Genomic DNA, 14,192 nt, shown 5'->3' with positions numbered 1-14,192 from the left:
GGAGGTTTGCGAGTTGGGAATGCGCCGTTCGAGCCTCTTTTCCTCGATATGAATTGCACTCAAAACAAATAACGCCCTCACACTGCTTCCCCGCAGTTTACTGGTAGAATTTCGTCTAATTGCAGTGACGGCTGGGAACCCGGCCGACACAGTTGGCTTCAGCGCCTCGAGCGGCTGCATGTTGGGCTGCCATGCGGGACAAAATGAATCCTTGCTCAATCGATCTTTGGGGCCAACTCCGCTTGATGAAAGGCAGCTAGACAACCAAGCGTCGCTTGGGTGGCGAAGATGTGGGTGGTTATGCCACGTTGATCCTCCGGCACTAGCCCGTGATTTTCATACGCATTCTTCACCATGAGACTAATCAAATCCTGTGTTCGCCTATTTTCGGAGGTTCCGATCATCATTTCCATTAGCTCAGGCATTGGCACCTCTTTCTGGCGAAAAAATATGATCTTCAGAGCATTGCCGCCAAATTCAATACAGATACGGTCTTCTGCTGTGAGCGCGCGTGCTGGTTCTGCATAGGTGCCCGCCATGGCCGTAACTGCTACCAATGCGACGCGCCTCATGGAGTGTTCCCTTATTCTGCCTCCGTCCAAATCGGTTGGAGGCATTGGCTACCGAGTGTGACGTCGAATGCAATAATCTCGTGGGCCAATATCGTAATCTGAACCTCCGCCCTATGTTGTCTTGCCAAGGTCTATTCAGCAAAGCTCAGCCCGGTTTAGGCACGACGTGGCCGCTTGCTGCACCATGCATTAAGTTTCGGTCCAGTCCTGAGGTCACAGAGCTTCAACTCGTATCCAGAGCTCGTCATTGTTTTGCGAGTTTTGTCATGTTGAGGAATGCCGGCAGAGACATTTCTTTTATGCGGTTAAAAACCGCCTTTACCTCTGGGTCAGCTCTATCGACTTCCCGGCTGGCACGCCCAAAGCCATCAAGGCGGCAAGTCGCGATCCAAGCTATTATTTCAGCGTTCTGAGACCACGCGATTTGGTTCGTCGAGCTGACAAGTTGGGAAGTTAACCAGCTTTGAACGGTGTCCGTCATGGCCACTGGTTTCGTGAGGGCATTTTTCAACTCATTATTGTCGAAAGTTGCTTCGATTTTTGCGATCAAGGCTGCGCTAAAAGTGGGCTGGTAGATCCGTATCATTTGCAGCGTAATTCGATCATCGTTGAATATTTGCGTTGTATTGGCATGACTAAGTGCCCGAGCCGTACAATCAATGTACAGCGTATCAGCACGTGCCGAACAAACTCCTCCCACAAGCCTAAGCATGTCAGGCTCGATAGTCTCGACATGGCCCATGCGAACAACATCTCCAACTTCGCGAAGCTGGGTAAGTTCCGCCTTGGCAACCGTAGGCCCGTGCATGATGAGCGGTCGAACAGATGGATCAAGACGCATCCATAAATCAGCGGCTTCCATTCTATCAGCAAAATCGTTCGTTGAAGTCGCCTCGCTCAGGGCTTCCATCTGACGTGCTATGCCGCCAAAACTCTCATGATAAAACGCGCCGCTTGGCTGGACGGAGGCGCGATTGATCATCCACGGATCGCGCGGTACCACCCAGCGGATCTGTGCAGGATCCGCACCGTTTTCGAGCAACCAAAGGACGCTATCCATTGCAGTTTTGCCAGCGCCCAGTATCGTGAAATGGTCGTGTAAATGCGCCTTTTGTAGTAAAGAATTCGGCGGAATACAGGCAACACCTCCAGCAACATGGAACTTTCTTTGATGTGTTAAAGGAATGTTATTTTCACAATACCTTGCATCAACAAACCGGTGGCCCACGTTGACTTGGGTGAGTTTGTTCGAAAGCAATTGTCGGACTTTACCGTTACCCAAATGCTCGGACATGGGTAAAAAGCGCACGCGACCAGATTGCAGCAATCGATCTCGCATCACCGTATGGAAATAGTTGGTGACCTCTGGGCCAGAGGCAAGTTCTTCGTAGCCCATATTGAGTCCGGCTTGGTCAATTCTCTCGCGGCCTAACTTAAGCGACGAAACGCCATAAAATGAAGAGGGCTGGTGCAACCGAACAAAAGGGTATGCATCATTCCAGTGGCCGCCGGCCTGGTCACGGCGATCCACCAGCGTGATATGCGCGTCCGTTTCGTCAAGCAGTGTATCGGCAAAAGCCAAACCCGAAGCCCCTGCCCCAATGATCATGTAGTCTGTCTCAAAGCTGTCCATAGCGAATTCCCGATAGTGCTTGAACAAAGCTAGACACCGTCGGGTCTCACGCATAGCTTAATTCGGGTGCCGAATGTCATAGTACCTTCTCGACATCCGCAAAGCGGGTAATAAGCGCCATATCGAAATCTGTCGTTCGGCCCCAAGCGGGCCGTCGCTTAGCCAAGCAATATCGCCCAGTCTTTGAGCAGAGCTACCATTGGCCAAATGTAGGCGAAAGTCAGCTATCGACCTAGAGGACGATAACTCCTTGAAATCTAATTGCCGCCAATGGTCTTCTTGCCAGTGTCACTGCGACTGAAATTGAGCACGGTATTGAGAAGGCGTCGTTTTTACCTGCCGCAAGAATGCGCGTCTCATGCGTTCATCGTCTTGAAAGCCGCAGTTCACGGCAATCGCCTTGATGCTTTTTTCGGTTGCCCCTAACAGGTCACGCGCGGCATTTACTCGAATGGCTTCAACAGCCTTTGCTGGTGGCGTCCCCATCGTCGCGGTGTACTGGCGCGAAAAGTTTCGCGAGCTCATGCCGCAACGTTCGGCCATAACATCCACACAAATGTCTTTGCGAAGATTACTGTTAATCCAATCATGCAGAGGCCTGAACCGTCCTTCGAGGTCTCTGGCTTGCCTGTCCAACTCGGGGCTGAATTGCGATTGCCCGCCGGAACGGACCATCGGCGTCACCAATGATCGCGCCATTTCAATAGCCGCGGGCGTGCCCAAGTCTTCCTCAATGATCGCCAGCGCCATGTCGATGCCAGCCGTGATACCCGCAGATGTCCAGACCGTTCCGTCTTTGATGTAGATCGGATCGACTTCTACTTTCACCGCCGGATATTGCGTTGCAAGGTGATCACAATCCTCCCAATGTGTGACAGCCCGCCGGCCATCAAGCAAACCCGCTGCCGCCAAAACAAGTGCACCGGAACAAACTGAACACACCCGGTAGGACCGTTCCGCCAGCTGTCTAACTTGACTGACCAACTGGAGATCTAGGGCTGCGACGAGTGCACCGTCACCGCCAATGACCACCAATGTATGGATGGGCGTATCTTGATGTGCCTCGAACCAATCAGTCAGCGGATCGCTGTCGATCTGCAAGATTGTATTGGTTTCTATTCGTCCCCCATCACATGACACAACATGCGTTTGATACGCTGGCCCTGCGTGCGCATCCTTACGTGCATGGGTGAACACCTGAAGCGGCCCAACAAGGTCAAGAAGCACAATGTTAGGGTACACAATAAACACGACGTTCATCGGGCTGGGTGATTTGTCATAAAAAGAGGTCATGTTGTCATTTATGCCATGACTTAGCCTGTTAGGCTACCAACAGCACAAACAGAGGATTGGTCCATGTTGATTTTAAAACCCAATTGCGAATGCTGCGACGCGGATTTGCCACCTGACAGTCAAGACGCACGCAGTTGCTCGTTTGAATGCACGTTCTGCAAAGATTGCGCTGACACTGTGTTTCACGAGACATGCCCCAATTGCGGTGGAGAACTTCTGCGCCGTCCAATTCGTCCCGCAAACATGTTGGATAAATTTCCAGGATCCACAGAGCGGTTTGTCAAAGATCACCCCGAATGCGCACAGCTCAAAACATAAAGACAGGACCCATTATAATGAAAACTCTCGCAGCACTCGTCTTTCCCGGGTTCGAAACACTCGACTACTTTGGGCCCATGGAAATGCTCGGGGGATTAGGGAAAGAAACCGAAATCATCACAGTGGCCAAAGGGCGCGATCCGGTTCCAAGTGTACACCGTCAGCGCATTGTAATCGACAAAACCATTGCGGAGAAAAACGACTATGATCTGCTGTTCATTCCCGGCGGCGACTCCGCGCTGGACGCGGCCAAAGACGAAGAATTGATGCAGTGGATCAGGGAAACTTCCGCAAACGCGGAGCGCGTGATGGCCGTCTGCACCGGGACAGTGCTTCTAGGAATGACAGGCGTTTTGGACGGGCGCAAAGCGACAACCAACAAGCTTGATTTCACCAAGACAGTCCCCCTCGCGCCGAACGTCAATTGGGTGAAAGAAGCGCGTTGGGTCGAAGACGGCAAGTTCTTCACGTCCTCCGGCGTTTCTGCTGGAATGGACATGGCCCTTGCTGTGATGGCCGATCTGTTTGGCATGGAAATGGCCGACAGAATCGCCTTGGGTTGTGAATATGAATGGCACAAAGACGCTAACCGAGATCCTTTTGCAAAATCAGCAGGTTTGGTGTGAACTAGATTGCCATTTGCGGCACCGCTGAGTTTTGCTCAAAGAGGTATCAAAGCAGACGTTTGACAAAAGCAGGCCGAAAAGTTGTTCTGCTACAATGCCCCTTTAACGTCGGATATGCGAGAAGAAGCACCGTCTTTTTGCTTTAGCGACCAAGGCATTCTTTACGAGCCGATGGTTCCCACAGGCAAGCGTTCAATCAAACGCGGCGTCTCGCTCGGCACCGCGAAGCCTGCTGAGTGTGACCGGTGATATCCCTAGAAAAGAGGCTATCAAATAATGGCCGAAAAGCCCTTCGTGGAGCGGAAAGTGTTCACGAAACCACCCAAGGCGGTCTGCACCACCCAATGCGGCAAGGCACCACTCTCGATCAGCCTTACGGGCCAGTTCTTGCTGCAAAATTCCGTTCGCCCATTCCCGAATTGGCTCGGATGCCAACATGAGTTCCGTCAAGGAACCGCTGTCCATTTGCGCAACTAACGCGTCCGAATTCACGTCTATTGAAACAAGCGAGGCCTCATTTCTGGTTCTCGCGACATTTGGTGCGACCACGCAGGGGCCAGCGTGAAAGCCAACACAAACGGCTCGGCCTTCAGGATCTGTGATTTGACTGGTGGCGCGGCCATCCAGGATGATGTGTTCAAATGGATCTGGTTCACCCTGCGTTGCAATGCGGTGCCCCTTTTCGACATATTTAACGCGCCATGCCTCTGTCAGCTGACGCGCAGTGTCTTTGTCCAAAGCACTCGGAGAGCTTGTTAGAAAAGTTAAAAGGTCCAATCGCGAATTCCTTATCAAACGATAATGCCAGTTTGGCGCGCGTTCAGTACGACGGTGCTAACGGTAAGGAGACGACCAATGAAAATAACGATAGCAACGAAGCAGTACGGGCGGCAAGCGGCACTCTTTGGTTTCGCTGCCAGCGCAATTTACCTGCTGATGATTTTTGTCACGCTAGCGCATATCGAGGTACTGTCCGGTCTTCGCCCTTTCGACATGCGCCCCGGCGGGTATTCCGATGAACAGGCGAATTCTCTGCTCTCTGCCCTAGGGCCCAGCGGGAGGCGGTATTACCTCGCTCGACAAATTCCGCTCGATCTTATGTATCCCGCGCTTATGGCTCTGACCTTAGTGTCCTTGCTCAATTGGCTCGGATCTCGGGGCATAGATCGCAGGCTCATTCAGATTGGAATTTGGTTTTCGATTGGCGCAGCTAGCGCCGATTACATAGAGAATACAGGTATCTGCCTTATGATCTTGAGTTGGCCAGAAACATCAGCAAACACAGTCCTTGCGGCAAGTGTCGCTTCCATTGTGAAATCCGGTCTAACGACGGGTGCTGTGCTGACTGTCTTGCTTGGCGCAATCTTTTGGACGTTCAAAAGGGCGCATGCTTATGCCCGGTAGATACTTGCTGGAGCTCCCTCTAGAATCCACTTTTTCAAAAAGCCGTTGGCTCCCATCTTTCGAAATTTTACTAACCGCCCTTTAAGGTGTGCAATCTGCTGACAATGGCGGCCTCTTTCGCATTCAAACAGAAATTATTCCACAAGGGTCTGGCCTCGCGAGATCATGCAATGGCTCACGAATTCTGTCTGCTGTTTCTTCAGCTCACGTTTGTGGGCCGCTGCGGAGGCGCCTCCAACAAGTACGGCACCGATGGCCGCCGCTCCTGCCCGACTATAGCCCTGATCGGCGACGACCGCTCCGAGAATTCCGCCTTTGGCAGAGCCCTTCAAAATTCTCATCCGCTGTTCTTCCGTCGGCATTTCTGTTGCAAAAATTCGACATTCTGTCAGATTTTGTTGGTACGCGCGGTTTGCTGGTACATCCGTTTGCAGCGGCTGTTTGGCGGTTGGCTCACTGCAAGCAGATAGAATTATTGCAGCAAATATCGTAGAAAATAGAGCCTTTAGCATCTGATATTTCCATTGTTTTAAAAGATATTTGGAAGTTTTTAGTCGGTTGGCGCGACTTCGACTGGAATTCAATGAACTGTTGGGCACCTCCCACAAGGTGCGGACAATTGTTCTCAAAGGGCCGCCAACCATAAAGACACCGAGGCCGCTCAGCCAAGTTCAGCAGATAGGTCATGGCTACGCTTAAGTCACGCCATCAGGCGGATGCTGCGTTATAGATTACTGGCATCTTGCCCTGCCACTTGCCCCACGTGATATCTGCACTGATTAGCTTTGCCATAAAATGTGCAACGTTGATGCGGCTGGTAGTCCCGGCATCAAAAATTGCGCTTCGAGTTGGCGAAGTGTGAATCTTGTATTCCGAAACTTCGGTGTCATCGGTAAGCCCGTCAGGCCGCACTGCAGCCCATTCAATTGCCGGATCGTTTTGGCCGACGTTGATACGCAGGTAATCAGCCGCTTTTTCGTTGTCCAAATGCGGAGGTAACAGCACTCGTAACAGGCCAATGACACATTTTTGCGCAAGGGATATGCGCTCGTTTAGGTCGCGGTTGCTATTGCCTGTCGTGTTCATCAGGATAAATTTAATGGGTCCCGCCGGTTCGTTCGCCCGGATGGCGTCGCATAAGCGGCGAGTTGCATCAGCGACGAGCCTGTGGGGGCCTCCGAATAATCCTCGGAAGGTTAGGTTGTGTCCCAAACATGATACCACCGCGTGACATCCTCGAACATGTCTGGCCATCTCGGCGTCGCTAATGTCCAAAATACTCGCCTCAATCACAACCAAGTTGGCGTGGGTTTTTATTGCCTTAGGCAGGCTATCAAGTGATCGAACGACGATCTTCACCGTTTGGCCACGGTTCAATAATTCTTCCACAAGTAAACGCCCTGTTGCTCCGCTTGCTCCAACGATGAGAGTTGTCATATTTGGTCCAATCCATTTGGGTTCAATTTGTTAACTGTGCAATACTGCCTTCGGTTTAGAGAACTTGTCGAAATATGCGAATTGACCAAGTCCTGTGATTTGATATGCATATATGCATGGATTGGCGCTCAGTAAAATTTGATTGGAATAAGGCGCGGGCTTTCTTGGTCACCGCTGAAGAAGGATCGCTGTCAGCGGCGGCGCGCGCATTGGGTATGGCCCAACCGACCCTGGGCCGGCAGGTTGATGGCCTAGAACAAGAGTTGGGCATCGTATTGTTTGAGCGCGTTGGCCGCGGCCTAACGCTCACGCCAAGTGGGCTGGAACTGCTGGACCATGTCCGCGATATGGGAGAGGCAGCAGGCCGTGTCTCGATGACTGCTCTAGGTCAGTCGCAAGCGCTAGAAGGGTCGATCTGCATTTCAGCAAGCGAGACCTATGCCGCTGTGTTGTTGCCCCCGATTATCGCTAAGTTACGCCTCTTAGAGCCCGGCATTCAGGTCGAGATTGTCGTCGCCAATCATGCAAGCGACCTGCGCCGCCGCGAGGCTGATATCGCGATCCGCAACTTCCGACCCACCGAACCTGACTTGATCGCCAAGAAGATCGGTGACGCGGGTGCGGCGCTCTATGCAACGCCAGATTATATCACAAAGATCGGCAACCCAACGAAGCCCTCTGATCTGCGTCACGCTGAATTCGTGAACTTAGATCATGGTGGCATGATGCTCAAAGGGCTCAACACGCTTGGGCTTGGCTTGACCGATGCGAATTTCCCGCTTTTGACCGAAAGCTATCTGGTCATGTGGGAACTTGTGCGCCACGGCGCAGCTATTGGTATCCTCGACGCCCACATCGGCGACACAGACCCCATCGTACGCCGCGTTCTCCCTGATCTCGAACCGCTCGTTTTTCCGATCTGGCTGGTCTCACACCGTGAACTCACAACCAGCCGTCGCATTCGCCGAGTCTATGATTTTCTGGCTGAGGAGCTGCGTAGAGGCTGACGTCAAGTCGCGTCATCGATTGGTGACACAATGTTCTTGAGCAGTTGGTCAGTCATCATCGCCGCGTCCGCCCAAGGATAATCACGTACCGTATTAATACAAAGCGCAATGCCGATCATTCCAGAAATGAGTGTGTCAGAACTTGTTTTGACGTCGTGGTCACCTTGAGTAACAGCCCGCACCAAATCTGAGAACATCTTAAAATGCATCAAAGTTTTATCTTCCTGAACGAACGTGCTGACATCTGACCGCGATACGTTGTTCGACATAAAAACGAGCCGAAAATGATCAGGGTGATCGATCCAATAGGATACAAAGGTCTGCGCAGCCATTTGCAAACGCTCAACCGGGGCAACAATTGGTTTAAGTTTTTCCTGAATTTCGTCGGACATACCCGCAAGAACGTCAGCCCAAAGATATCGCAGAATGTCCTGTTTTCCCTCAAAATGAGCGTAAATCGTCATCGGGGCGCAACCAACCTCCTTGGCAAGGCGGCGCATCGAAACCGCTTCGAAACCTTCTGCGCGGTAGATCACGAGTGCTTGCTTTGCGATCTTGGATCTGTACGCCGAGATATCTCTCTCGCTGCGGGGTGGTCTACCGGCGGTTTTAGCCATGGGTTTGTTTCTCCAAGAATAATTTAGAACACGTCACAAATAATCCTTGCAATGTCAAGGCAGCATTAATATGGCACGCGCAACACTTAATACAAATACCTAAACAAACTAACTCAAGGAACACAGAAATGAAAAAGATCAATCTACTGAATCTGGTTGTTGTGATTGTTGGCGTTGCCATCATCTTTCTGGGATTGAATGTTGGTCTAGGTGGGATCAGAACACTTGGCTGGCAAACAACAAGAGATTTTGTCGCAATCACAGATGCTGCAATATTTCACACACAAGATAGCCACATAAGGTTTATTGGCGGTATCTGGTTCGGTGTTGGTGCGACGTTCCTGATTGGGGGTTTTGCACTGAGAACGTTCCGCCCAACATTGATCATTCTGTCTGCGATGATCGCGATTGCCGGCCTTTTCCGACTGAGCGGCATGGACAGCGGCGCAATATTCAGCGCGGCAATTGCCCCATCCATTTCTCTGGAGTTGATCGGCTTTCCGCTGCTTGCGTGGTGGCTTGTGGTGTCGAAAAACGTGCGCGGTAACTTGAACACCTGACTTGGTGTGTTGGTCTGCGGCCCACCGGACAGCGAGCAAATATTGAATCAATGCTAGGAACTGATTGTCCGTCGATGTTCACTTGCGACCAGGCACTCTCAATGGGCTTGCCGACAACCGAATTAGGCGAGATCGGCCAACTCAAACACTTTGCAGTCTTTATAATCGATTGGGTTTTGGAGGCACAAAAAAAGGCCCCGCCATGGGCGGAACCTTGTTATTCGCAATGGACGGTAAGCGTCCATGCTTCGTCTTAGTTGATCTGCTTGTCGTTGCACTCACGGGCCATTTCGATGGCCTTTTTTGTGCCAGCCAGATCAACGACAAAAGAGTACTCTGTCTCTGGGAATACGACCATCTCGTATTGCTGCTCGATGTCTTTCACGAACATGGGGCTGTCGCTGAGGACATATCCACCGGAGTAGCCCTTTGTGATGTTGCCGCGCATCCCAGTCACTTCACCAAGGTAGATATTCTCACCGATGAGGATCGCTACACCTTCTGTGTCACCTTTTTTGATATTGGTGTCAGCTTTGGTGAAAACGCCGAGATAACCGATGCTACGGTCTGCAGTCAGGCCCATCTGAACAACGTTTTCAAAGGCATCCACGGCTTCAATCAGGCAAGATTTTTTCTCTTGATCAACGAAGACTTTCCAGCCCTCAACTTCACCGTATTTTTCGTAGGTTTCAGCGCTCGCGCCAGTGGTGAGCGCGGCGGTCACGATTGCTGCGGTGGCAATCTGTTTTATTCTGAGCATAGTGGTAAAGTCCTATTTGGAAATCATGCCGATTAGTGGGCGTGTATAATTTATCTACTAGGGCGGTGGCATCAACCCCAAAAGACACTAAAGCAAACCACAATAGATCAATAGGAGCGCCTCTTGCGGGCCTAATTAGCATCGACATCCTAATAGTAAGGGCCACATTTCCATTTGAACCACCGTTTCCTACGACTGGAACAAACGAAGTTACTGAGTGTACAGATTTTGATGCGCGATACTATGCAAGGCTAGTTCCCAACACCTTCGTCATGGTTTTCAGAGGGAGCGCATTTGCAGTTCATAGAGATGAGTTGCTCTCTCCGCTTGAGTCCACATGGGGCGATCGATATCCTTCGATAAATCCTCTTCCAACAAAACTGACTGGAAGGTGCCTGACTTTCTTGACCCGAAACAAGTTCAAATGGGAGTGAGACATGCCATCGTTGCCGAACCTTTCATGTTATGGCCTGCTGTCATTGTTGGCGGTGTCTGCGACGTTGTCACATGCTGAAACTCTACCGATCCGCACAACGCCAATACCCCAAACCACGGATGGTGTGCCCCACGTACAGATCGGTGTTGATGCGGTCCCAGAACTCACCGAAGCGCTTTTGAATTACGTGGCGCAATTTCCGGGCGTTAGTCTTGGACCAACACGTGTCTCGATGCCGGGCGGCATTGGGTTCCAGCTCGAAGAAGATCTACCTCTCGCGCGTCCGGATGAAATTGTCGGTGGTCGAGAGTTTGCACACATTCATCCGGATGGCAGCTTACACGCCTCATTGAATCCTGACGTGGCCCTCGCCGCGATCCAAGCAGGTTGGGCTATCGCCCATCCTTGGGCCGATCAACGGGCAGGATGGGAAGGGTTCGTGATGATCTACACCCCTACCACGCAGGCCGAACTGGATGCTGTGCTCCATTTGGTGCGAGGTTCATACACCTACATCACGGGGCAATCATTGCCCGAAACATCGCAATAGCGGGCAGCAGTGAAGCGATCACATCGCCGACGATCGCTCGTAAGACTATTGGGACAATACACATTGTCGTTCGGGCCTAATGTTCTCAGCTATGTCGCATGCTCTTTTGCGCGGAAATTGCTGAAATGATGCCCAGCCCTGCAGCCACCCACAGCGCCAGGACATAACTTCCATCCCAGTCATAGATTTGGCCTGCGAGCCAAGGCGCAAGTAACCCAGCAAGTCCCCAGGCCGTGAATATTCGGCCATAGGCGATGGGGCCATCTTCGCCGGGGAAAAGAACGGAAATAGCAGCTGGATATGTTGCTATTGTCCCTCCGTAGGCGAAACCGACGACGCCCAAAAGCGCTATCGTGAGCCCAGGGAACACTGAAAGCGCCAGTAGTGCAGCTGTGCCAAGAAGCGGTAGAACTGTGAGGATCCTGCGATGTGAAACCTTCTCCGATAGCCATCCTGAAAGGAGGCTGCCGACGAGATTGCAGCCCGCAATAACTGCTGTTGCCACCCAACCGGCAAACCCCGCGGTTGCGGCAATGCCTGCTGCGTGGCCAATGGCCATTAGCCCAGCGGCGACACCGCTGCCATATGCGACCCAGATCGCGGCGATGCGGCCCAACGGCAAGTTGAAGGTTTTTGGTTTTGCTTGCGCGTCAGAATACTGCGCACCGCTCCTTAATACTATTAAAGCCGCACCAAGGGCGACAAAAAAGATAACCGATCCAAGGGCGATCATAGCCAAAAAGAAACCTCCGTACGCCAATGCGACTTCAAATCCATAGGGAGCCAAGACAGCTCCAAGGGCGTAGGCTGCCGTGACCACTCCCATGGCGAACCCTGCATGGTCTGGGTTTGCGCGTGCCGCGAATTGGAGGCCAAATCCGTAGCCTAAACCGTTGGCGATACCAAAAATAAAACTGTAGCCAATCCAAACGGTTTCTAACCCGGTCGCGATACCGGCAAGGCCGGTCCCGATGGCACCAAGGAACGCGACCCAGATGTAAATCGTGGCCGGCTGCAGGCGGGAATATACCGCCGGGCCAAACAGAACCGAGATGGTCAGGAAGACCAAACTAAACGAGTAAATAAGACTGACAGTTCCACGAGAAGATTTGAATGTGGTTTCGAGAGGTTCCAAAAAAACTGAAAATGCGTGTATCGAGCCGAGCACCATAGAAACCATTGAAGCCGCAAAGAGAACTTTGGGCCCTTGATGATCAGGTGAGTTCATGGAGGGAACGTATCGTAAGTGGTACAGAGAACCAACTAGACTGGCACGTATTTCAACGAAAACGGTGCCCAAATGTTCTTCCATGGGCGAGCGTCTTCCAGTTCATAAGCCAGCTCGTACAACAGTCGGTCATGCCCTTCTGCCGCGATGAAATGTGATCCAATGGGCAGTCCAAGAGATGCACTCCAAAATAGAGGCACTGACATGGCTGGGCACCCGGCGAAGTTAATCGGGGACGTAAACTTCAACCGTGCTGCCGCGTACTGCGCCAATTCATCTGTCCATAACTCGTCGGGCGTATGCTCATACAAGGGCGGTGCTACAACGGGGGCGACCGGTGCTAGAAGCACATCATAGCGTTGAAAGACACCGTCGAAGAGAGGCACCAGGTTGTCTAAGAATTCGCGGCCCGCAGCGATATCTTCGGAGGAATAGGCTGCTGAGGCCTCAATGTTGGAGGCCAGCAACGGCGTCAGCAATCCAGCTTCCATAAGGGGTTTGCCTGAGGCCGCCTCAACCGCTTGCTTTAGAGGCCCCACCTTTCCAGCAAAGAACTTCACATAAGCATCGGCCATAGCATCCGCGTCAACGGGCCACGCTGTCTCTTCTACTTCGTGGCCAAGCGACCCGAGTAAAAGTGCCGCCTTGCGCTGCGCATCAGAAACCTCCGGATTCGTTGAAATCAGCTTTCCGTCATCTACCACCAGACCAATTTTAAGACGCCGAGTTGATGCTCCCTCAACAAAACCCACGGGAGCAAACGGGTCGCCTGCCTGAGTTTCTGTAAGAGAAAAAGCAAGGGCACTGTCGCGAACTGTGCGAGACAGCATCTGGTTTGTTTTCGCCACATCGTGCCCGCCGCCAGCTTCGCCCGACAGCATTCGGCGCCGGCTCGGCTTCATGCCGAATATCCCCGTCGCAGACGGTGGTAGCCGATTTGAACCCGCGCCGTCCGTTCCATGCGCCATTGGCACGACGCCAGCGGCAACTGCGACAGCCGATCCTCCACTAGATGAAAAAACGGAATAATCCGGATTCCAAGGGTTCCTGGTGGCCCCAAAAACTTCGTTGTTTGTTATGACAAAACTGGCCATCTCTGGAACGTTTGTCTGGCCAAGAATGTTCAAGCCAGCCCGCTCCACAGCTTCGACATACTCCACGCTCCGCTCCGGAACGTTATTCAACATCAACCGAGAACCGTCCGTACGAGGCATGCCGCCAATGTCGATCATATCCTTCATCAAGATTGGGACACCGGCAAAAGGCGCATCAAGTGGGATCGTATCGGCCTTCGCGCGGGCACGATCAAAGGCCGAGTTCGTCATAAAGTTCAGCGCCGGATTCATCACTTCGATCCGACGGATAATTGTCTCGACCAATTCCGATTGAGTAAACTCGCGGGCGCGCAAACGAATTGCTAGCCCCGTTGCATCTTCGTTGATCAGTTCATCCATGCGGCGCGTCGGTGTAAGCCCTACCGCTGGCCTCAACCCCACGACAGATGCGGCCGCAGCGGATGCCATCAAAAATGCTCTACGGGTTTGCTTGGACATCGGCTTCACTCCTTACACGTCTGCATTGGGGAAAAATTAGTTCAATTCCACGGAATATCAATCAGCGTGTTGGTTAAGCACGCCCTGCTGGAATGACACACATGATCGAAGGAACGTTTCGAATTGTGAGCCACAATGCGCAACAGGATGCTTTCGCCGCTTTGGTCCAGCTAAGGCATGCTTCGCACCCTATCGAGC

The 14,192-nt window shown here is 52.2% G+C and carries 16 protein-coding genes; 6 read left to right on the top strand and 10 right to left on the bottom strand.

The features are described 5' to 3' along the window. Positions 1-215 precede the first annotated feature (215 nt). From C1J03_RS10930 to C1J03_RS10920, 3 genes are all read right to left on the bottom strand, one after another. On the bottom strand, positions 216-539 hold the full coding sequence (locus C1J03_RS10930; protein WP_162798513.1) for a hypothetical protein: 324 nt from the start codon (positions 537-539) through the stop codon (positions 216-218). A 277-nt stretch (positions 540-816) separates the two neighbouring features. Then, positions 817-2,205, bottom strand: a complete 1,389-nt coding sequence (locus tag C1J03_RS10925; RefSeq protein WP_162798512.1) for an NAD(P)-binding protein — start codon at positions 2,203-2,205, stop codon at positions 817-819. Between the two features lie 288 nt (positions 2,206-2,493). Further along, entirely contained in the window at positions 2,494-3,498 is a 1,005-nt protein-coding gene (locus C1J03_RS10920) for a GlxA family transcriptional regulator (RefSeq protein ID WP_114886408.1), read from the bottom strand. 63 nt (positions 3,499-3,561) lie between these two features. Between C1J03_RS10920 and C1J03_RS10915 the strand changes: the two genes are divergently transcribed. Together C1J03_RS10915 and C1J03_RS10910 are read left to right on the top strand one after the other, a co-directional pair. After that, positions 3,562-3,816, top strand: coding sequence for a DUF1272 domain-containing protein (locus tag C1J03_RS10915; protein ID WP_114886406.1), 255 nt, complete (start codon positions 3,562-3,564; stop codon positions 3,814-3,816). A 17-nt stretch (positions 3,817-3,833) separates the two neighbouring features. Next, positions 3,834-4,442 carry a DJ-1/PfpI family protein gene (locus C1J03_RS10910; protein WP_114886404.1) on the top strand — a complete coding sequence of 203 codons (609 nt, stop codon included), beginning with the start codon at positions 3,834-3,836 and terminating at the stop codon, positions 4,440-4,442. 192 nt (positions 4,443-4,634) lie between these two features. Here the strand turns inward: C1J03_RS10910 and C1J03_RS10905 are convergent, their stop codons facing one another. Further along, positions 4,635-5,219 carry a Crp/Fnr family transcriptional regulator gene (locus C1J03_RS10905; RefSeq protein WP_114886402.1) on the bottom strand — a complete coding sequence of 195 codons (585 nt, stop codon included), beginning with the start codon at positions 5,217-5,219 and terminating at the stop codon, positions 4,635-4,637. 78 nt (positions 5,220-5,297) lie between these two features. Between C1J03_RS10905 and C1J03_RS10900 the strand changes: the two genes are divergently transcribed. Beyond that, positions 5,298-5,846 carry a hypothetical protein gene (locus C1J03_RS10900; protein ID WP_114886399.1) on the top strand — a complete coding sequence of 183 codons (549 nt, stop codon included), beginning with the start codon at positions 5,298-5,300 and terminating at the stop codon, positions 5,844-5,846. Between the two features lie 134 nt (positions 5,847-5,980). On the opposite strand, the gene C1J03_RS10895 is transcribed toward C1J03_RS10900, so the two are convergent. Together C1J03_RS10895 and C1J03_RS10890 are read right to left on the bottom strand one after the other, a co-directional pair. Beyond that, positions 5,981-6,475, bottom strand: a complete 495-nt coding sequence (locus tag C1J03_RS10895; RefSeq protein WP_162798511.1) for a hypothetical protein — start codon at positions 6,473-6,475, stop codon at positions 5,981-5,983. A 79-nt stretch (positions 6,476-6,554) separates the two neighbouring features. Continuing rightward, positions 6,555-7,283: an NAD(P)-dependent oxidoreductase gene (locus tag C1J03_RS10890; protein WP_114886395.1), complete on the bottom strand. Its 729-nt coding sequence runs from the start codon at positions 7,281-7,283 to the stop codon at positions 6,555-6,557. 104 nt (positions 7,284-7,387) lie between these two features. Between C1J03_RS10890 and C1J03_RS10885 the strand changes: the two genes are divergently transcribed. Further along, positions 7,388-8,290: a LysR family transcriptional regulator gene (locus C1J03_RS10885; protein WP_114886393.1), complete on the top strand. Its 903-nt coding sequence runs from the start codon at positions 7,388-7,390 to the stop codon at positions 8,288-8,290. Positions 8,291-8,292: 2 nt separating this feature from the next. Here the strand turns inward: C1J03_RS10885 and C1J03_RS10880 are convergent, their stop codons facing one another. After that, on the bottom strand, positions 8,293-8,907 hold the full coding sequence (locus C1J03_RS10880; RefSeq protein ID WP_114886391.1) for a TetR/AcrR family transcriptional regulator: 615 nt from the start codon (positions 8,905-8,907) through the stop codon (positions 8,293-8,295). A 128-nt stretch (positions 8,908-9,035) separates the two neighbouring features. Here C1J03_RS10880 and C1J03_RS10875 point away from each other — a divergent pair, with 128 nt between their 5' ends. Beyond that, the gene (locus C1J03_RS10875; protein WP_114886389.1) at positions 9,036-9,467 is read left to right on the top strand and encodes a DUF4345 family protein; all 432 of its coding nucleotides are present in this window, start codon (positions 9,036-9,038) and stop codon (positions 9,465-9,467) included. A gap of 253 nt (positions 9,468-9,720) precedes the next feature. Here the strand turns inward: C1J03_RS10875 and C1J03_RS10870 are convergent, their stop codons facing one another. Beyond that, on the bottom strand, positions 9,721-10,227 hold the full coding sequence (locus tag C1J03_RS10870; RefSeq protein WP_114886387.1) for a hypothetical protein: 507 nt from the start codon (positions 10,225-10,227) through the stop codon (positions 9,721-9,723). 437 nt (positions 10,228-10,664) lie between these two features. Between C1J03_RS10870 and C1J03_RS10865 the strand changes: the two genes are divergently transcribed. Continuing rightward, positions 10,665-11,213 (top strand): luciferase domain-containing protein, encoded by a 549-nt coding sequence (locus C1J03_RS10865; protein ID WP_216825914.1) that lies wholly within the window; start codon positions 10,665-10,667, stop codon positions 11,211-11,213. A gap of 85 nt (positions 11,214-11,298) precedes the next feature. Here the strand turns inward: C1J03_RS10865 and C1J03_RS10860 are convergent, their stop codons facing one another. Continuing rightward, a complete protein-coding gene (locus C1J03_RS10860; RefSeq protein ID WP_162798510.1) occupies positions 11,299-12,441 on the bottom strand; it encodes an MFS transporter in 1,143 nt (380 codons plus the stop codon). Between the two features lie 35 nt (positions 12,442-12,476). Further along, positions 12,477-13,994, bottom strand: a complete 1,518-nt coding sequence (locus tag C1J03_RS10855; protein WP_114886385.1) for an amidase — start codon at positions 13,992-13,994, stop codon at positions 12,477-12,479. Between the last annotated feature and the right edge of the window lie 198 nt (positions 13,995-14,192).

The sequence above is a fragment of the Sulfitobacter sp. SK012 genome, from assembly GCF_003352085.1.
Taxonomy (GTDB): Bacteria; Pseudomonadota; Alphaproteobacteria; order Rhodobacterales; family Rhodobacteraceae; genus Sulfitobacter.
Note: the sequence above shows the minus strand (reverse complement) of the source record. Positions and strands in the feature narration are given on the sequence as shown.